The following is an 18,659-nucleotide window of genomic DNA, read 5'->3' as shown; positions in this document are numbered from 1 at the left end:
GAATTAATTAAATATGCAAGGCGATCTAAAAACTTTTTTATTTTAAGTTAGAAAATCCGATTAACAAATCCATCTTTTCGTCAGCCGTCAGCTTGCTCCAAGTTCCCGCTTTAATTTTCATTCTGATTTCGCCTCCGTCATTTCGACATAGCCTTTATCAACCCAAGATTGACGAGGAAACCATTCCGTATGACCTTCGATAAGACATTCGGTAGGAACCGTTTCTCCTGCTTTTCGTTCCGGTTTCAATGATTCGGTTAACTCCGTCCATACCCATGTATTAGGTTTCACCTACGTTTCCCCCTTTTCGACTCTCCAGCGAAGTGAATTTCCTGGCACATATCGCGAACCCTATCCGCTAACCTTTCCTCGCCGAATACGTCCGGTAATTCGCTAATCAATACGTTGGAAGTATAAACGGTAGGAAGTCGATTACTAACCCGGTGATTAATAACGCTGTGCAAATCTCCTCGCCAACCTTCCGTAGACTCCCTGACGCCAATATCGTCAAGGACAACGAAATCGGTATGCTTCGCCTTTTCAATCGCCCTGTAGTACGCTTCTGCTGCCTTTTCTGCGATATCTTGAGGAACTTTCGGGCGGTTAAATTCCGTATACTTCGTCTGCAATTCGTTAACGTCCAGGAAGTAGCAAGGACGCTGTTTCGGCGTAGTCCCGCGCTTTAAGCTTCCGAGGTAATGCGTTACGAGGTATTCGTTAAGCAATGCGCTGGCAGTCGTCGTCTTTCCTGTTCCCGGTTCTTCCGAGTATAGGTAAACGGACTTTATGCGAATCTCGTTCTCCGATTGCCCTTCCAGGCGAAGTGACTCCTGGACATCCTCGAACTGTTTGCGAAAGGATTCCGCATAACTTGCAAGCGAGGCGTACACTTTCGGTTGTTCTGCCGCTACCGGAGAATCGGAAAGTAATACGCCGGAATAGTCCGCAGGCAATCCGATATTAGCTGCACGCCCTCCTTTTCCGTTGTGACCTTGTAAGCCGATGTATAGCGGATTAGAAGGTTCGCATAGCTTATCGGATACATTTCGTAATAAACATGCCGTCATTTATTCAACCTCCCTTGTCCGCCATTCTCGCTTTTCTTCATCCTTCGAAATAATTCCGCTCTCAAATACGGCTGCATGTTCGCCCATTGATTTCGCTTTTAGTTCGGAAGGGGTATAGCGATTTCCTTGAAAACTTTCGATTACATGTCCGTTACTGGATGCGATAATTGCTTCTGTTAATCCGATTGATTGCGCCATCTAATCGTCCTCCTTTTCGTTAGTTTCCTCTAAGATGCCGAGAACCACATTCCGCATGGCATCATCATATATTTTTCCAACGGTCATAAATCCGATAAGGAAACCGACTATTACTCCGAGCATTAGCCCGCTAAAGAACGTCATTAAATCGACTCCCTTGCGATGCCTAATTCTCGTAATCTATCGTAAGTGTACTCGTCAACCCATCGGCTATCGCCGCAGTTTTCACATACAAGCTTGTAAGATTCCGATACATCTAAACATGCGTCATAGAAGTTTTCATAATCCGATAGTAGGTAGCGGTGAAAACAATGAGGGACATCCTCCGCTTTCTTACGTTTAAAAAATCCGAACATCTTACCACCTCCTCTAAAAGAATCCTTCGTCTATTTTCATTTTCTCTACAACTTCCTTCGCGTCCTGCTTTCGTCTTTCTTTCGCCACCTCTGCCTGCACTATCGGCATATTCTCCCGCATATAACTCCAAGCGAAAGTGAACGTCATATACGGATAGCGAGCCTTTGGTTGGTACTTTTCGATACAGATTTCGATAAATCGTTTAAGCTCGGCTGCTCCATAGTTTGCGATTGCCTGCTTAATCATTGCGTTTTCACGTACCCAGCGTTGGTTTTTCGAGCCTGCGCCTGTTGGTTCGTAGGCGACTCCGAATTTTTCATCGGTAAGGTGAATGAGGTATGTTCGGATAGTTGTCGTATTCCATTGTTCGATCGGGAGGTTTCGCCAATCTTTCGTACTTATTTTAGCGCCTGCCATACTTATCGCCCTCCGTTCCTTTTGCGTTGTAGTATGAGCGGAATAGTAGACGGACTTTGTCGGAATATTTTGCGTGAATACGGTATATATCAATACCGGAAGGTCGGTGCAGACTTGCGATATTAGCTCCTGGCTCGTGTACAAAAACTGATAAGCATTGTTCATCCGCCCGAACTACTACGCCAGCTTTATACTCCGTCATTACGTGTCCGATTCCATCCTCTATTTCGTGGGGAAACTCTACGACATCTCCTACGCCTACTTTATCGAGGTCGAATACCTCTTCCGTGATTTGTTTCGTTAAGGTTTCGCTCATTAATACTCCTCCTTTACAGGGCGTAAACCGTATCCAATTACGTACAGTTTGCCGTCGTCCCCTTCGTCGAATCCGTTAATAGGACGACTTTCTCCGTAACTTCCTATCGTATGGATAACGGCGTCCTCCGAGAATCCGTAATGCTCGACTAAATCGTCCAACGCAGCTCTTACGTCGTTAATCGTCATCCTCTCGCCTCCCGTTGCCGAATTGTTTGGCGTAATGCGCTTATTTCGGATTGAAGTAAGTCGATTTCAGCGTCCCTCACGTCGACGATGTGCGATAGATAATCGTTCTCTGACCGAAGAGAGCTAACGATATCTAAATCTCCGATAGGGCAAAGCGCCTCGATTTCCGCAATAAGCTTCGGAATGTCTTGGCGTGCATTTGCGATGAATTCAGCGTCGTAATATTCGTAGGCTTCTGCTACTTCTTTATTTTCGAACATTATGCAGTCCTCATGTGGAAATCGCGAGCTAACTGCGGTATGCCACGGACCTTCTGTAGCTTTTTCGCAACGTTCCTTGATAGCTTCAAGTTCTTCTTTCGTTAGCATTCCGTAACCTCCTCGTAAGTTTGAATCGTCCTACTTCCGAATGGGATTCCAAGAAATCGCCTTTTAACACGTTTTTCTCCCGTCAATTTGTAGTACCGATCCTCAAAAATTGCGATCCATTCTTCGGGCATAGATTCGCGCTCAATTAAGCTCCGGTCCATCCTCACGAAAACACACGATGGTACATGAACTTCTATCGAAACAATAACCCCTTCGCTTCCTATTGGATACTTGTTAATTAACAAATGACCGGTATATTCGAACCTATCTCCGACTAATGGTTGGCGTTTTAAATAAGTTCTTTCACGATATATCCCGTCGCCTATATACGTTAAATTCTCCAAATTACGCTGTCTCCTTTCCGCTAAGGTTTTGAAAGCGAAATATAACGTTAATAAAGTACTATTAAGCTAAGCAAAGCTTAGCTGCAAGGCTTCGCCTTGCTAATGGTTTTATTAATCGTTATTTATTTTCGCTAAAGTAACTTACATTACTACTTACCGATAAAAAAGAGAGGGTTGCGTATTTTTAACGAAAAAAGTTTAAATTAATTTTGCGCATAAAAAAAGAACGCTCGAGTGAGCGCTCTTCTTCATATAAATATTCTATTAAATCCGATTACCTACGTTTCATATATTTCCGTAAAGGTGTATTTTTGGCGTGCTGATCTCGAATATGATTTCCGTCCATTTGAACGTATTTCCTCGTCGTTTTAATGTCCGCATGATCAAGTATCTTTTGCAGCGTAAAGAGGTCGCCTCCGTTAAGTAAATAGTCTCTTGCGAAGGTATGACGAAATTGATTCGGATGTAGTTTCGCTAATCCTAATCGTTTTTTAAGTCGAGTCATCCGTTTTCGGAAAGAGTCTGCTGTATAGTATTCTCCGTATGCGTTCATAAAAATCCGATCGCCTACCGCTTCTTTCCCGAAATATTCGACTGATTCACGGTGCAGATCAAGCAAGCGTTTTAATACTTCCCTACTAATTGGAACATCCCGATACTTACGATTTTTAGCGACTTTACTCGGGACAGTCACTTCGAGGTAGATACTATTAATATCGGTAATTTTTAAGACAGTAGCTTCGGTAATACGTAGTCCTGTATCGAGTAGCAGATAAATTAGCGTCACATCCCGCCATTGAGCGTAATGTCTTTCGTCATGCGCCGCAAGAATAAGACTGATATCCCCTTCCGATAATCCTTGCACTTCCTCTACTTCGTCCATTAATACCAGTTTAATCGTTTCCATTGCGTTAATTCTCGCATACCCTTCCGCAGCCCAGAATCGACACATCGTTTTAAGCGTTCTAAGGCGTATATTGACAGTTGTAGGGGATAAGCCTACCCTAACGTTTTTGCGTCCTTGTACGCCCTCATATGTCGTTTTATCGTACAATAAATACGTTATATAGTCGCGGATCAATTCCGGAGTTAAGTTAGCGACTGTTGTTTCTACGTTAGCCTCTTCTTGCATATATGCGATTAAATATTTTATGTGGAGACGATACTCCTTAATCGTCCTTTCGCGAACCCTTTCCGCCCTTTTAGCCTGTACGAAAATTTCTAGTGCTTGCGTCAAGGATAGCTGTTGGTCGTCGGCAAGCTGTGGGACAGTTTGCGTAGCTGTTGCACCCCTTGGCGCGCCCCTTTCTCCGATATAAGGGCGATTATTTTTAGATTTTCGCATAAAAATACCTCCGTTTTTCGGACAAATACGTCCAATGCACGGAGGTTTCTTAGTCTCACAACCTAACGTTAAATAGCGTAGGTTCGATCGTTATTTGCCTACGAGGCACATTCTTCGGTATACTCTGCGAATGGCTTACCGCATAGGCTTTCGAGGTTATTTACGTCCCAGGCAGGATTCGAACCTGCGACCCACAGCTTAGAAGGCTGTTGCTCTATCCAGCTGAGCTACTGGGACATTATGGAGCGGGTGAAGGGAATCGAACCCTCATCATCAGCTTGGAAGGCTGAGGTTTTACCACTAAACTACACCCGCAACTACGGCGTTTCTCACGTTTCTTATGTAGACCGTTTTTAACGGACAAGTAATATTATATGTGGGATAGAAGTTTTTGTCAACAGATTTTTAAATATTATTTTCATCCCTTATAATATAGCTTCAAAAGCCCTTATACAAAAGGAAAAAGCACGTTTAAACTGCATTGAGTGAAAGAAGAAAAGCAGTTCGTATCTTATTTTGCGCAGAAGAATAAACTGCTTTTCTTATCCGCTCCTATAAAGAAGTTTGATAAGTCATATCTTTTACCTTTCCATCTTTTAGAGTGTAAAAGTCGACCTGAACGTGATCAGTATTTTCCCAGCTTAGGATAGCATATGTTTTTTCATCACGATTCCTGGGCATACGGATGCTGCCTGGATTGATAAATAATTGATTACCGATTTTTTCAGCACCGGCAATATGTGTATGTCCAAAGCATACAACATTTGCTTCATGTTCCTTCGCTGCATAGGACAGATTTGCTAAACTTCCTTTTACCTGATGGAGGTGACCATGAGTTACAAAGAAACGAATACCATTTAAGTCCAGTACTTCCTGATCTGGATAACGCGAATCAAAATCACAATTTCCGCCAACTTTATAAAAAGGACTTAACTCTGCTGCATCAAAATCCAGCTCTGAATCCCCGCAATGGATAGATAAATCCACGGCATGTTTTTCCGCCATTTCTTCCAGTTCTTTTGTCAGTCCATGACTGTCACTTGTAATTAGGACGTTTGTCATCCTACCCCTCCTCAATTTAATCATTTTTTTAACTTCCTATTACAGTAAGTGCATTCTTTTTTCTAATTGCTTCATTGCCTGTTTCCGGTGGCTTATTTGATTTTTTTCAGCTGGATCGAGCTCGGCCATTGTTTCATTATAGCCTTCTGGTACAAAAATCGGATCATAGCCAAAGCCATTTCCTCCACATTGTTCCGTTTTAATATGTCCTTCGCAATAGCCTGTTACAAATATCGTTTCCTCGCCGGGACGGGCAATTGCCAAAACACAAACAAAACGGGCGCTGCGTTCTTCTGTAGGTATCTCTTTCATTTCTTTCAGAACTTTATCAATATTTGCTTGATCATTTGTCGGCTCTCCTGCGTATCGGGCAGAATAAATTCCCGGTCTTCCCTCCAAACCATCGATAATCAGGCCCGAATCATCTGCAAGCACCGGCTGTTGAAAACGGCTGGAGACCTCTTCTGCTTTTAAAGCTGCATTTTCTACGAAGCTTTCTCCTGTTTCTTCAATATCGGGAACCTCCTCATCTAAATCAAGCAAGGAAACAACCTCAATTTCATGAGGAGCAAAAAAGGTCCTGAATTCTTTTACCTTTCCTTTATTTTTGCTCGCAATAATAACTTTCTTCATGGTGTACATCCCCCAATGAAATTATTCTTGATTAACTAAATCTGCGATAGAGCCAAGTATTTCTTTCTGCTGATTGATTAACTCATGAATACCTTGTTCGCCCAAGGCAAGCATTGCTTGTAATTGCTGCATACTAAAAGTAGCTTCTTCTCCTGTTCCCTGAAGCTCTACAAATTCACCTTGTCCAGTCATGACAATATTCATATCTACATCCGCTGTACTGTCTTCCTGATAATTCAAATCGAGTACTTCTTGCCCGTCAGGCAATACACCAACGGAAATAGCGGCCAGGAAATCTGTTACAGGAAGTCCTTTTAGTACTTTCTTTTCTACAAGCTGATGAAGTGCTATGACCATAGCTACATATGCCCCGGTGATAGAAGCCGTTCTGGTACCTCCATCCGCTTGAATAACATCACAATCAATCCAAATTGTCCGTTCGCCAATTTTTGAAAGATCGACGACAGAACGTAATGCTCTTCCAATCAGACGTTGAATCTCCATCGTTCTTCCACTTACTTTCCCTTTTGAAGATTCACGGATATTCCGTTGTTCCGTTGCACGAGGCAGCATTGCATATTCTGCTGTAATCCATCCTTTCCCCTGCCCTCTCATAAACGGCGGTACTCTATCTTCAATACTTGCATTACAAATAACTTTTGTTTGACCCATTTCAATTAATACAGAGCCTTCCGGATGTGTAATATAGCCCGGTGTTATTTGAATGGACCGCAGCTCATTTTGTTTTCTATTATCATGTCTTCCCATTTGTCTTCCTCCTTATTTCACATTACATAGCTTATCATATTTTCTAAAAAAGAAACATGAGAAAGGCGGGAGACACTTTGAAAAATCAATACACAACAGATTTTTAATTTTAAACAAAAAAAGCATCTAAAGAGTGATTAAACACACTCTTCAGATGCTCCACACTATATTTTTATACCATTATAATTCTTCACTTGGAGTAAATAATTGTGCAGATACTGGTTCAGAATACGGTTCTCCATTTTCATTGAATACTTCATCCACATTTTCAACCTGGACATTTACTGCATCTACATTCGGCTGTGCTGTCAAGGTTCGCACTATTGTCTCCATTACTTCATCAGAGATTACATGCTGTTCCTGGTCCATCAGGATTCCCTCATTGAAAACCAAATTAGCTACTCCTTCTTCTACAACTGGTTCTGCAGTTAAGGCTGCTTCCGGATTAAATACATTCAGAACATTATTTTGATAACCCGGCCCCTCGATCAGTTCATTAACAATACCCGCTATATCATTTTCATCATCCATCTTTACATATTGTGTTACAGGAACATAATAACGGTTATTTTCTTTTTCTACTGGGTAAAACATGGTGACAGGATTGCTGCTGAAATAATCTAATGTATCGTTATTTATCAGATTAATTCCATTTGCCCGTGTGTATCCATTATTGAGCGGCGTACCATTCACAGGCATTTCTGCTAAGTCCTCTCCTTCTACCCGGAGCTTGACTTTTTGAACATTATCAAATTGCGTTAAGGTATACGTAACAGCTTCTATAATTGGAAGCTCCGAGGATGCCTCATATTCTGAAAACTCTCCCGATAAATCAACAACAATCGTTCCATCCTCCTGTAGATCAAGACCGAGTACCTCTGTCTCTTCCGGGAGTACAGCCTGAAAGCCGTTCGGCAGCATCGGCGTTATAGGACCGCCTTTAACCAGATATTCGATGACCTGCTGTGCTACTTGATTTGATTCAGGAACCGGAAGCTCAACAGTCTGAGAAGCAACCATCCCATTCGAATCAATTAAATACAGTTCTCTTGAAACAGTATCCTCCGCTTCATCAGGGGTAGCTGCAGCATCTTCCCCATCCACTGTTTCTTCACCATATACTGCTTCTGCATTTTGTGGAGGATCTACCTCTTTTGATGATTGCTCTCCATTAAAGCATCCTGCCAGCAAGACTAATATTCCAAAAGCTCCTATTAATTGGATTAACTTTTTACTCATGCAACTACCTCCCAAGATGGTTTGTACTATTAATTATACGAGCCCATCTCTAGAAATAGACCATGAATTCGATAGTTTCTAAAATGAAACTTAATTTAAAAGGTTTCCTTTTTGATCTTTTGAATCTTAGTTGGAGTTTATCAATTGATGACCACGATTTCTCCTAAGCAGATTATATTTCTTTCAGGTCAGACAAAGAGAATTGGCGACCTGCAAAACCGAACTTCCTGTATATATAATTTAAATCGAATTTGCCAGTCGAAGACGTTTTCTTCCATAAGCTTTCAGTCTATGTAAAAAAGCACCTGTACAACGCTGAGAAAATAACCTTTCCCACCATTGTACGGGTGCTCTATCCTTAAATATTTTGTAAATCTGCATGCTTAATCGTAAGAACCTCAAAATTGCTATCTTTAAATATTTTTTCTGTAATTTCGATAAATATATCTAAATCTCCCGTGGCATAAAATTGATGCGGGGGCATGTGGTCATCATGGTTTGCAATTTGATGAATATCTAATGTTGTACTCGTTTCTCTCGCTGTCTCTTCACTCGAAGAAATAACAATAATCTTCTTACCAACAACCTCCCGGATGGTATCCTTTAACAGAGGATAATGCGTGCAGCCCAAAATCAATGTATCCATTTTATTATGTTCTAAAATTGGCGCTAAGGCGGCTTCTACTACTTGTTTTGCTTCTGGTCCATCTAATACACCCTTTTCCACCATCGGCACAAATGACGGGCAGGCTAAAGAAATAACCTCAATATCGGACTTAATTTTACGAAGTGCATAACTATATGCACCGCTCCGGACAGTTCCTTCTGTTCCAATAATCCCGATATAGTTACTCCCAGTTGACTTAATTGCAGCCCTCGCACCCGGCTTGATAACACCAATAACAGGGATATCCAATTCTTTTTGTAAATCCTTTATTGCAAATGCCGTTGCAGTATTACAGGCAATTACAAGCATTTTTATATTTTTTTTCAATAAAAAACGGACCATTTCCCAAGTAAATTGTTTTACTTCTTCCGCTGTTCTTGGTCCATATGGGCATCTCGCTGTATCTCCTAAGTAAATAAGCGGTTCTTTGGGAAGCTGTCTCATTAATTCATGAACGACAGTTAATCCGCCGACTCCAGAATCAATTACACCAATTGGCTGTTTCAAAATTCTCTCTCCCTTTTCCTTCTCTACTTTTCATTCACCTGTTTCATCTCATCATGGAGGAAGCTTAATAATTCATTTAAGGTTTCTTTCTGCTCATCCGAGAATTGAGATAAAACATCCTGTAAGTATTCTTGCCGTTTTTGGATTACTTCTTCAATAATGTGCTTTCCTTTTTCCAGAAGATGAATTCGCACAACACGACGGTCATTCGTATCGCGAACACGTTCAACCAGTTCATTCTTCTCTAATCGATCAACTAAATCTGTTGTAGTACTAAACGCATGGCTAATACGGTTAGATAATTCACCGACTGTCAGATCTCCTTCTTCCAGCAGCCATTGTAAAGCAATAAACTGTGGCGAGGTAATCGGATAATGATGTAAAATTTTCCGGCCATTTTGTTTAATCATACCAGAAATATATCTTAATTTTTTCTCCATTTTATTAACTGCTTCTACTTCTTGGTTTTTTTCCAATCTGGTACCCCCTAAATTTAAAAAATCCACTAAAATTTTTAACGTTAATTTATGTAGCGATTGTTATGAGGCATTTAACATATGCTTGTAATCCATAGTAAACTAAAAAACGGTTCTTGAAAACTTTTTTAGGGAAAAGCCTTCAAATGTTATTGCATTCTGAATCATATCGAAAAAGTATAATATGCAAACCAGCCATGATAAAATCTTAAATATCTCGTTTCTGAGAAGCAGAAATGTAAGCTCACGAACTTTTCTGATTTGTTCGTCCATCATACGCTGCAGGTACTCTTAACAGAGTATCCTCTTCTAAATATGTTATTACTGCCAGAATTTTTGAATGTCCTTTTCAAAATGTACGCACTCTTTTGTTTCAGCCTTCATAAGCTATATCGACTAAATAAATTCCCTTCATGATGCAGTTCTATAAAGCAAGGAGGGGGTAACATTTGAAGGATAATGGGTATAAACCGAAGCAGCTACTGACCAAACGCGAGAAAGAAGTGTTTGAACTATTGGTACAAGATAAAACAACAAAAGAGATTGCCCAAGAGCTATTCATCTCAGAAAAAACTGTGAGGAACCACATTTCAAACGCGATGCAAAAACTAGGGGTAAAGGGCCGTTCACAGGCTGTTGTTGAATTGCTTCGTATGGGTGAATTAAAGCTGTAATCAAACGAAAAGAAGAAAGCGATAAACAGGGTATTGTTCGAATTCAAAAATACATTTATTTCCTTTTATATTTAACTTTTGTTTTGAATTCAAAACAATACACACGTTTATTGATGGGGTTTTCCGGCATCTGCGCTCACCATTCAAACGTATTTTTTTTCGTCATTCCTTACAGAAAAAAATACAACTATATGAAGGCGCTATGTAAGTCTGAGCTTTGGCAAAATGAGCTCAGACTTTTTTATGTAATCAATCATTTTTTATTTACGATTCTGACACTGTCATCAATCAAAATCTACATGTGATAAAGAACTATATTAATTTCTTTGTTAATGTAAAAAAGCCATCCCAGATTTTTGAGATGACTTTTTCATATGTAGAACAAACAGTCTCTGCCGTTATTTAGCAAGTAACTTCTGCTTCATTTCATCCGATAATTTCTTTGGAGCTTTCTTCTGAGTATCCATATAAACCAGCCTGCCTCTTGCTGTCAGAACAACTTCCTCTTCCTTCACAACTTTATAATGAATATCAAAAGAGGTAGTTCCTACAGATGCTGTTTTAACATACACTTGAATATCGTCCCCGAAATAAAGCTCCTTCAGGTAATTACACTGTAAATCTGCAACAATGACTCCATCTTTCTCCCGCATGTCCTTTGATAAAAACCCTAAATTGTTTAAATAGGCAATTCGGGCTTCTTCAAAATAAATAAACGGAGAAACATTATTTACATGACCATACATATCTGTTTCAGAAAATCGGACAGATACCGGAACATAGAAAGAAAATTCCTTTTCCCAGGTTGTAAAATCTTCAATATAAGAAATACGGCTCATACATAATTACCTCTCTTGTACATATTTTATAAACGTCGTCTATTCTGCCTTCGTAAGATTTCATTACTTATTAACTCAACTTTCGTACCTAAGAATAAACATATAAACCTTGCTGTTCCAGGATGTACATGGTCTCTATTAACATGCTTGCTTTTAGTTAACTCATCTTTTTACTTTTTTGAACAGGTTATTGTGTATAGCTTCCGCTCCGGCCAACCACTCCGCTTTTCAAGTAGATCTTCAGCTCGCCCAGTTCCCATAGGAGTCTACGTGGTTGGCCTACGCTCTAACAGGATTCTACAGCGCATGGAAGAAATGATCAACCCCTGTTTCTATGGATAGGAAGTTACTTTTTAAAGTGAGAAAGTTGAGTTATTTAAGAAAAACCCTGACCAGATGAATGGTTAGGGTTTTTCTATGGTTCTTAATCATACTCTTTATTAAAGTGCTGTGTCGCTTCCAAAAAAGTTTTTGAAAGCCTGGATATTTGTAGCGCGGTTCATTGCTGCGATAGAAGTTGTCAACGGAATACCTTTTGGACAAACCTGTACACAGTTTTGAGAGTTTCCGCAGCCGTCAATTCCTCCATCTTCCATTAAACCGTTTAAACGCTCGCTGGCATTCATTTCTCCAGTTGGATGAGCGTTAAATAAACGCGCCTGCGAAATAGCAGCAGGACCAATGAAATTCGAACTATCATTTACATTCGGACACGCTTCCAGGCAAACACCGCATGTCATACATTTAGATAATTCATATGCCCATTGACGTTTATTTTCCGGCATTCTTGGTCCTGGACCTAAATCGTATGTTCCATCAATTGGAATCCATGCTTTCACCTGTTTTAACGCATCAAACATGCGCTCACGGTCAACGATCAGATCACGGACAATTGGGAATGTAGACATCGGCTCTAAACGGATTGGCTGTTCCAGCTGATCAACCAGTGCTGCACAGGACTGTCTGGCAGTTCCATTAATAACCATTGAGCAGGCGCCACAAACCTCCTCTAAGCAGTTCATGTCCCACATGACCGGGGTAGTTTGCTCTCCTTTACTATTTACAGGATTTTTTCGGATTTCCATTAAGGCAGAAATAACATTCATATTCTGTCTGTAAGGAACCTCAAATGTTTCCTCATAAGGAGCAGCATCCGGGCCGTCTTGTCTAGTTATGATAAAGGTAACTTTACTTTGTTCAGCCATTTCATTTACTCCTTTCTAATGTTTGGTTGTATAATCACGTTTTCGAGGCGGAATTAGAGAAACATCCACTTCTTCATAACTGAATACAGGCTCATTATTTTTAGCATCGTATTTAGCTATGGTGGTTCTTAACCAGTCCTCATCATTACGCTCCGGGAATTCAGGTTTATAATGGGCACCGCGGCTTTCATTACGATTATATGCGCCAATTGTAATGACACGTGCTAATTGAAGCATATGTTTTAATTGACGGGTAAACATTACCCCCTGATTACTCCAGCGGGATGTATCATTAATATTGATATTTCCCCAGCGTTCTATCAATTCGACAATTTTCTTATCTGTTTGTAACAGTTTTTCATTTTCACGAACAACCGTTACATTATCTGTCATCCATTCTCCAAGCTCTTTATGAATTTGATACGCATTCTCCGTACCCTGCATATTCATAAGCCTATTAAAATCTTCTTGTTCTGCTTCTTCGCGGGATTGATAGAGTTCATCTGGAAGCTCCTCCACATGTTCATCCAATCCGTCAATATATTCAATAGCGTTTGGTCCGGCTACCATACCGCCATAGATTGCAGATAACAGAGAATTCGCACCCAAACGGTTCCCGCCATGCTGGGAATAATCACACTCACCAGCAGCAAAAATTCCAGGGATGCTTGTCATTTGTTTTTCATCAACCCATAAGCCGCCCATAGAATAGTGAACCGCAGGGAAGATTTTCATTGGAACCTTACGGGGATCCTCACCGACAAATTTCTCGTAAATCTCGATAATACCTCCAAGCTTAACATCCAGCTCTTTAGCATCTTTATGAGATAAATCCAAATAAACCATGTTTTCTCCATTGATACCCAGTTTTTGATTTACACAGACATCAAAAATTTCACGGGTTGCAATATCCCGGGGCACTAGATTTCCATATGCAGGATATTTCTCCTCTAAGAAGTACCAGGGTTCTCCATCTTTATAAGTCCAGACACGTCCACCTTCACCACGCGCTGATTCACTCATTAACCGGAGTTTATCGTCTCCAGGAATAGCAGTCGGGTGAATTTGAATAAATTCTCCATTTGCATATTTTGCGCCCTGCAAATAGAGCTTACTTGCTGCAGAACCTGTGTTGATCATAGAGTTGGTAGATTTACCAAAGATGATTCCAGGTCCTCCGGTTGCAAAGATAGTTGCATCCGAACGAAATGCTTTAATTTCATGTGTTTTTATATTTTGAGCCACAATTCCTTTACCAACACCATTTTCGTCAATAACAGCTTCAAGGAATTCCCAGCCTTCAAATTTAGTTACAAGTCCCTCTACTTCATAACGGCGGACCTGTTCATCCAAAGCATATAATAATTGCTGTCCTGTCGTTGCTCCTGCATATGCAGTACGGTGCATCTGAGTACCGCCAAAACGTCGGAAATCTAATAATCCTTCCGGCGTACGGTTAAACATAACCCCCATACGGTCAAACATATGTATAATACCCGGTGCAGCATCACACATTGCTTTTACCTGTGGCTGATTGGCAAGAAAATCTCCGCCATAAACTGTATCGTCAAAATGCAAATAGGGTGAATCTCCTTCACCTTTTGTATTAACAGCTCCATTGATACCGCCTTGTGCACATACAGAGTGAGAGCGTTTTACAGGAACAATAGAAAACAAGTCAACACTGACGCCTGCCTCAGCAGCTTTGATAGTAGCCATTAAACCGGCTAAACCGCCGCCGACAACAGCAACTTTTCGATTACTCATTCGTTAGCTCACTCCTTCTTTCATTTCATTATCATTAAACGCCATATGCAAATGTGATTAATGATCTTACCCCTAAATAACTGACTACTAAGAATACGATCAGACAAAAATACGTTGAAATACGCTGTGATTTTGGTGTTTGTGTGATTCCCCAGGTTACCATGAAGCTCCATAATCCATTAGCAAAATGGAACACCGCTGAAATTACCCCTAGAAGATAGAATATAAACATCGGTGTACTCGATAGGATGCCTTCCATCAGACTATAGTCTACATCCACATTTCCCAGACCGACTTGTACGCGCGTTTCCCAGATATGCCATGCAATAAAAATCACAAGATAAATCCCGGTAAAACGCTGTAATGCGAACATCCAGTTACGGAAGAATCCATAGCGGCGTGTGCTATATCTGGATGTAAATACGATATAAACTCCGAGAACCGCATGGAATAAGATTGGTAGATAGATTACAAGTGTCTCTATCACCAATACAAATGGTAATCCAGCCATAAATCCAGCTGCTTTATTAAACTCTTCTTCTCCGTACACAGCAAAATGATTGACAAATAAATGTTGTACTAAGAAAATACCAATCGGTACAACTCCCAGTAACGAATGTAGTCTTCTAAAGAAGAACTCACGTTGCTCTGCCATGTTTACCCCCCTTTAAAACGTATTGCCTTAAAATATGTAGACTACAAAAAATAAAGCGCTTTTACAACAAAGTAAAAATATATTCTTTATAGCACATTCAATAACATATATATTGTACTTCTTACAAGGTAAAGCGTCAAGAATTCCCAACCACCTTCTTAAAGAAAGCAAAGCACTATAAATCGAAATAATTTTAATGCCGGGAAAACAGTTCGGATATTATCTCTGCTTAAAGAAAAATGTTATTTTTCATACAGGAATGAAATGAAAGATCATGGATTCTTAGAAAAAGATTTAGAAAAATTGCAGGTAATGTTATTATAATAGAGATAATTAACTTCACTTGTGTCCGCGAGTGATGATAGTCTATCAAATACCCTTTGAAAATATTAAAAAATTTAGTATCAATACTTGCTAATTAATAGATGACAATAGATAATAACCTTAGACATTTAACATGAACGCGACGTGTAGGAAAGGATGAAAGTGGTGTCAAAGTACGACGGTAATCAAAAATTAGAAATAAACGAATTAGAGCAATTATATAGCGATGGTGCCGGATATGATATATTACGCTATATTGGCTTGCCAGAACTATTTGGGGAAGAAAAAGATACACTGCTTTATTTTTTAGGAAGAAATTTAGCACGGAAATTTGAATTTAGCAGTCTTGAAGATTTAAGTTTATTTTTTGAAAAAATGGGCTTGGGTTCACTGGATCTCGCAAAAGATAAGAAGAAAGTAAAAACATTCTATCTTTTATCGGATGCTATTGTAACTAAATTAAATTCGAACATTGAAACTGATTTCCGTTTAGAAGCCGGAATTATAGCAGAAGTAATTCAGCAATTAGAAGGTGTGGACTGTGAATGTCTTGAATCTGTACATCACCGCCTGAAGCAAATTGAATTTACAGTTTACATACAAGATTGACAGCTTTTTTAAAGTTATATTAAAAGCTACACCTATTCAACAGCACACTAAAATTATTTTGCTGTAAAAAAACGATCGCGAAATTTATTCCATTTCACGATCGTTTTTTTCTTTGTCCTGTTCTTTTAAGTGCCCGATAATTTCTGTTGCAATATTTTTAGGTATCCCAATTTTACGCATTTCCTCTAAAGACGCATTTTTTATCTCTTCTATTGATTTAAAATGTGTTAACAGAAGGACACGCCGTTTTTCACCAACCCCGGGAATACGATCAAGCTCTGATTGAAACAATCCCTTCCCTCTTAATTGTCTGTGGAAGGTAATTGCAAAACGGTGTACCTCATCCTGTATTCGCTGTACTAAATAAAAAGCCTGTGACTGACGTTGTAAAGGAATCATTTCAGGCGGATCGCCATATAATAATTCACTTGTTTTATGACGGTCATCCTTAGCAAGACCAGCAAGCGGAATACTTAAACCAAGCTCATTCTCTAACACATCTGTTGCCGCTGACATCTGCCCTTTTCCGCCATCCACAATAATCAAATCAGGTAAAGGAAGTTCCTCGCGAAGTACTCTTGAATAACGGCGGCGTATGACTTCACGCATTGTATCATAGTCATCCGGACCTTTAACATCCCGGATTTTGTACTTCCGATATTCCTTTTTATTTGGTTTCCCATCCTCGAAAACAATCATTGCTGATACAGGGTCTGACCCTTGAATATTAGAGTTATCAAACGCTTCAATTCGATGCGGAATCTCAATATTTAAGTATTTTCCTAAATCCTCTACCGCTTGGAATGTACTTTCTTCATCACGCTCAATTAATTGGAATTTTTCATTCAAAGCAATTTTTGCATTTTCACAAGCTAATTCTACCATTTCTTTTTTGCGCCCGCGAAGTGGGGTATGAACATTAACTTCAAGCAATTTCTCCAGTATTTCATCATCGATACCGATAGGGACAAGTACCTGCTTAGGTTTCAAATGATTTTCATGTAAGTAAAATCGTGCAATAAAGCTGATTATTGTTTCTGCTGCATCATCGTAAAATGGAAATACACTGACGTCACGCTCAATCAATTTTCCTTGCCGGATAAAAAAGACCTGTACACACATCCAGCCTTTATCATAACTGTATCCAAAAACATCTCTGTTTACCAGATCGTTTGCAGTCATTTTTTGCTGCTCCATGGTCGCATCAATGTATTGAATCGTATCTCTGAGTTCTTTTGCTCTTTCAAAATTTAATACTTCGCTTGCTTCCGTCATTTCTTTTGTCAAACGGTTACGGATATCTTTAAATCCGCCATGTAAAAAAGAAGTTATTTCTTGAACGATTTCTTGATAAACCTCTTTAGAAGGCGGATTTTTGCCGCAGGCCAGGCATTGTCCCATATGATAATAAAGACAAGGCCTTCCAGGCGGATTATTACATTTCCTAAGTGGATAAATCCGGTCAAGAAGCTTTTTCGTTTCTCTTGCTGCTATAACGTTAGGATAAGGACCAAAATATTTCCCCTTGTCTTTTTTTAGCTGCCTTGTGACAATTAAGCGCGGGTGCCGCTCAGATGTAATTTTTAAATATGGATATGATTTATCATCCTTCAGCATCACATTATATTTAGGATCATATTTTTTTATTAAATTCATTTCTAAAATGAGAGCTTCTATCTCTGAGGATGTAACCATATATTCAAAATCGGCAATCTCTTGAACTAAACGCTGTGTTTTCCGGTCATTTGCTCCACGGAAATAGGAGCGTACACGATTTCTGAGTTTTTTAGATTTCCCTACATAAATAATCGTTCCATGCCTGTCCTTCATCAGATAACAGCCGGGCTGCATTGGAAGAATGGACAGTTTTTTTTCAATTGCTTCATTATTCATATATTACCAGCCCTTTTTACATCAGAAAATCCCTTCTCATCTGCTTGATGACAAAGGGATTCTCTTTTTTCTAATAAATAACAAAAGATTTTGTTATGCCATCATATTTTATTATGACAGCAAAACGAAAACTTTACTATATTAGAGTGTATTCAAAAAGTCCGATAAATAGGACCAAGAAGTTCAAGGCGACGAATTTTTTATGAACGGAGCGTATGCTTAAGAATACGTGAGTATCGGAAAAAATTCGTCAACGCAGAAATTCGCCGCGTCATTTTTATTGGACTTTTTGAACTTCCTCTATTAAGCGTGTTTATTAATGATATCAGTTAATGCCTCTTTAGGTTGAAAACCAATAACCTGGTCTACAACTTCACCATCTTTAAATAAAAGAAGTGTCGGAATACTCATTACACCAAATTTCCCTGCTGTTTCCTGGTTTTCATCAACATCTAATTTGACGATTTGTACTTTTTCTTCCATTTCTCCATCAATTTCTTCTAATACAGGAGCAATCATTTTACAAGGTCCGCACCATGGTGCCCAAAAATCAGCAAGAACAAGGCCTTCTGCTGTCTCTTCTGTAAAGTTTTGATCCGTTACATTTTTAATTGCCATTATTTTTACCTCCTTAAAACATCATACAGCTTATAATAAGCTTAGTATGAGTATATCACCGTATAAGTATACTTCCTAATAGTTTGCTCGACATATATATAATATGCTTTAAAAGGCCTGTGG

At 39.5% G+C, this 18,659-nt stretch carries 22 protein-coding genes and 2 tRNA genes; 2 read left to right on the top strand and 22 right to left on the bottom strand.

The genetic code is table 11. The features are described from left to right. Positions 1–117: 117 nt before the first annotated feature. From IEX29_RS16610 to IEX29_RS16530, 16 genes are all read right to left on the bottom strand, one after another. A complete protein-coding gene (locus tag IEX29_RS16610) occupies positions 118–291 on the bottom strand; it encodes a hypothetical protein (RefSeq protein ID WP_188735491.1) in 174 nt (57 codons plus the stop codon). Then, the gene (locus tag IEX29_RS16605) at positions 288–1,067 is read right to left on the bottom strand and encodes an ATP-binding protein (RefSeq protein WP_188735490.1); all 780 of its coding nucleotides are present in this window, start codon (positions 1,065–1,067) and stop codon (positions 288–290) included. The genes IEX29_RS16610 and IEX29_RS16605 overlap by 4 nt, the downstream gene beginning before the upstream one ends. After that, positions 1,068–1,265: a hypothetical protein gene (locus IEX29_RS16600; RefSeq protein WP_188735489.1), complete on the bottom strand. Its 198-nt coding sequence runs from the start codon at positions 1,263–1,265 to the stop codon at positions 1,068–1,070. Further along, the gene (locus IEX29_RS16595; protein WP_188735488.1) at positions 1,266–1,409 is read right to left on the bottom strand and encodes a hypothetical protein; all 144 of its coding nucleotides are present in this window, start codon (positions 1,407–1,409) and stop codon (positions 1,266–1,268) included. Positions 1,410–1,634: 225 nt separating this feature from the next. Then, the gene (locus IEX29_RS16590; RefSeq protein WP_229720264.1) at positions 1,635–2,132 is read right to left on the bottom strand and encodes a hypothetical protein; all 498 of its coding nucleotides are present in this window, start codon (positions 2,130–2,132) and stop codon (positions 1,635–1,637) included. 222 nt (positions 2,133–2,354) lie between these two features. After that, entirely contained in the window at positions 2,355–2,543 is a 189-nt protein-coding gene (locus IEX29_RS16580) for a hypothetical protein (protein ID WP_188735485.1), read from the bottom strand. Continuing rightward, complete coding sequence (locus IEX29_RS16575) at positions 2,540–2,911, bottom strand: hypothetical protein (protein ID WP_188735484.1); 372 nt, start codon at positions 2,909–2,911, stop codon at positions 2,540–2,542. The genes IEX29_RS16580 and IEX29_RS16575 overlap by 4 nt, the downstream gene beginning before the upstream one ends. Positions 2,912–3,529: 618 nt before the next feature. Next, positions 3,530–4,600 carry a tyrosine-type recombinase/integrase gene (locus IEX29_RS27060; RefSeq protein WP_188735483.1) on the bottom strand — a complete coding sequence of 357 codons (1,071 nt, stop codon included), beginning with the start codon at positions 4,598–4,600 and terminating at the stop codon, positions 3,530–3,532. A 163-nt stretch (positions 4,601–4,763) separates the two neighbouring features. Next, a tRNA-Arg gene (locus IEX29_RS16565) sits at positions 4,764–4,837 on the bottom strand. A gap of 4 nt (positions 4,838–4,841) precedes the next feature. Next, positions 4,842–4,915 (bottom strand) — tRNA-Gly (locus IEX29_RS16560). A gap of 237 nt (positions 4,916–5,152) precedes the next feature. Continuing rightward, the gene (locus IEX29_RS16555) at positions 5,153–5,662 is read right to left on the bottom strand and encodes a metallophosphoesterase family protein (protein WP_188735482.1); all 510 of its coding nucleotides are present in this window, start codon (positions 5,660–5,662) and stop codon (positions 5,153–5,155) included. Positions 5,663–5,701: 39 nt separating this feature from the next. Next, the gene (locus tag IEX29_RS16550) at positions 5,702–6,295 is read right to left on the bottom strand and encodes an XTP/dITP diphosphatase (protein ID WP_188735481.1); all 594 of its coding nucleotides are present in this window, start codon (positions 6,293–6,295) and stop codon (positions 5,702–5,704) included. 21 nt (positions 6,296–6,316) lie between these two features. Continuing rightward, complete coding sequence (gene rph / locus IEX29_RS16545; protein WP_188735480.1) at positions 6,317–7,063, bottom strand: ribonuclease PH; 747 nt, start codon at positions 7,061–7,063, stop codon at positions 6,317–6,319. Positions 7,064–7,243: 180 nt separating this feature from the next. Then, positions 7,244–8,302: a GerMN domain-containing protein gene (locus tag IEX29_RS16540; RefSeq protein WP_188735479.1), complete on the bottom strand. Its 1,059-nt coding sequence runs from the start codon at positions 8,300–8,302 to the stop codon at positions 7,244–7,246. A 358-nt stretch (positions 8,303–8,660) separates the two neighbouring features. Continuing rightward, positions 8,661–9,476, bottom strand: a complete 816-nt coding sequence (gene racE, locus IEX29_RS16535) for a glutamate racemase (RefSeq protein ID WP_188735478.1) — start codon at positions 9,474–9,476, stop codon at positions 8,661–8,663. Between the two features lie 23 nt (positions 9,477–9,499). Next, a complete protein-coding gene (locus tag IEX29_RS16530; RefSeq protein WP_188735670.1) occupies positions 9,500–9,916 on the bottom strand; it encodes a MarR family winged helix-turn-helix transcriptional regulator in 417 nt (138 codons plus the stop codon). 485 nt (positions 9,917–10,401) lie between these two features. On the opposite strand from IEX29_RS16530, the gene IEX29_RS16525 reads away from it, so the two are divergent. Further along, positions 10,402–10,626: a helix-turn-helix domain-containing protein gene (locus IEX29_RS16525; RefSeq protein WP_040981732.1), complete on the top strand. Its 225-nt coding sequence runs from the start codon at positions 10,402–10,404 to the stop codon at positions 10,624–10,626. Positions 10,627–11,024: 398 nt separating this feature from the next. Here IEX29_RS16525 and IEX29_RS16520 read toward each other — a convergent pair whose 3' ends face one another. The 4 genes from IEX29_RS16520 to IEX29_RS16505 form a co-directional block, all read right to left on the bottom strand. After that, the gene (locus IEX29_RS16520) at positions 11,025–11,465 is read right to left on the bottom strand and encodes an acyl-CoA thioesterase (protein ID WP_188735477.1); all 441 of its coding nucleotides are present in this window, start codon (positions 11,463–11,465) and stop codon (positions 11,025–11,027) included. A gap of 440 nt (positions 11,466–11,905) precedes the next feature. After that, the gene (gene sdhB, locus IEX29_RS16515) at positions 11,906–12,670 is read right to left on the bottom strand and encodes a succinate dehydrogenase iron-sulfur subunit (protein ID WP_077603201.1); all 765 of its coding nucleotides are present in this window, start codon (positions 12,668–12,670) and stop codon (positions 11,906–11,908) included. A gap of 15 nt (positions 12,671–12,685) precedes the next feature. Beyond that, positions 12,686–14,437, bottom strand: coding sequence for a succinate dehydrogenase flavoprotein subunit (gene sdhA / locus IEX29_RS16510; RefSeq protein ID WP_188735476.1), 1,752 nt, complete (start codon positions 14,435–14,437; stop codon positions 12,686–12,688). Positions 14,438–14,471: 34 nt separating this feature from the next. Further along, a complete protein-coding gene (locus IEX29_RS16505) occupies positions 14,472–15,092 on the bottom strand; it encodes a succinate dehydrogenase cytochrome b558 subunit (protein ID WP_188735475.1) in 621 nt (206 codons plus the stop codon). A gap of 489 nt (positions 15,093–15,581) precedes the next feature. Between IEX29_RS16505 and IEX29_RS16500 the strand changes: the two genes are divergently transcribed. Next, positions 15,582–16,025 (top strand): DUF2507 domain-containing protein, encoded by a 444-nt coding sequence (locus IEX29_RS16500; RefSeq protein WP_229720261.1) that lies wholly within the window; start codon positions 15,582–15,584, stop codon positions 16,023–16,025. A gap of 84 nt (positions 16,026–16,109) precedes the next feature. Here the strand turns inward: IEX29_RS16500 and uvrC are convergent, their stop codons facing one another. Together uvrC and trxA are read right to left on the bottom strand one after the other, a co-directional pair. Further along, complete coding sequence (gene uvrC, locus IEX29_RS16495; protein WP_188735473.1) at positions 16,110–17,918, bottom strand: excinuclease ABC subunit UvrC; 1,809 nt, start codon at positions 17,916–17,918, stop codon at positions 16,110–16,112. 303 nt (positions 17,919–18,221) lie between these two features. After that, the gene (gene trxA / locus IEX29_RS16490) at positions 18,222–18,536 is read right to left on the bottom strand and encodes a thioredoxin (protein WP_188735472.1); all 315 of its coding nucleotides are present in this window, start codon (positions 18,534–18,536) and stop codon (positions 18,222–18,224) included. Positions 18,537–18,659: the final 123 nt, after the last annotated feature.

Origin of the sequence: Oceanobacillus neutriphilus (assembly GCF_014645515.1) — a bacterium.
Taxonomy (GTDB): domain Bacteria; phylum Bacillota; class Bacilli; order Bacillales; family Amphibacillaceae; genus Oceanobacillus; species Oceanobacillus neutriphilus.
This window is presented reverse-complemented; position numbering and strand designations above follow the sequence as displayed.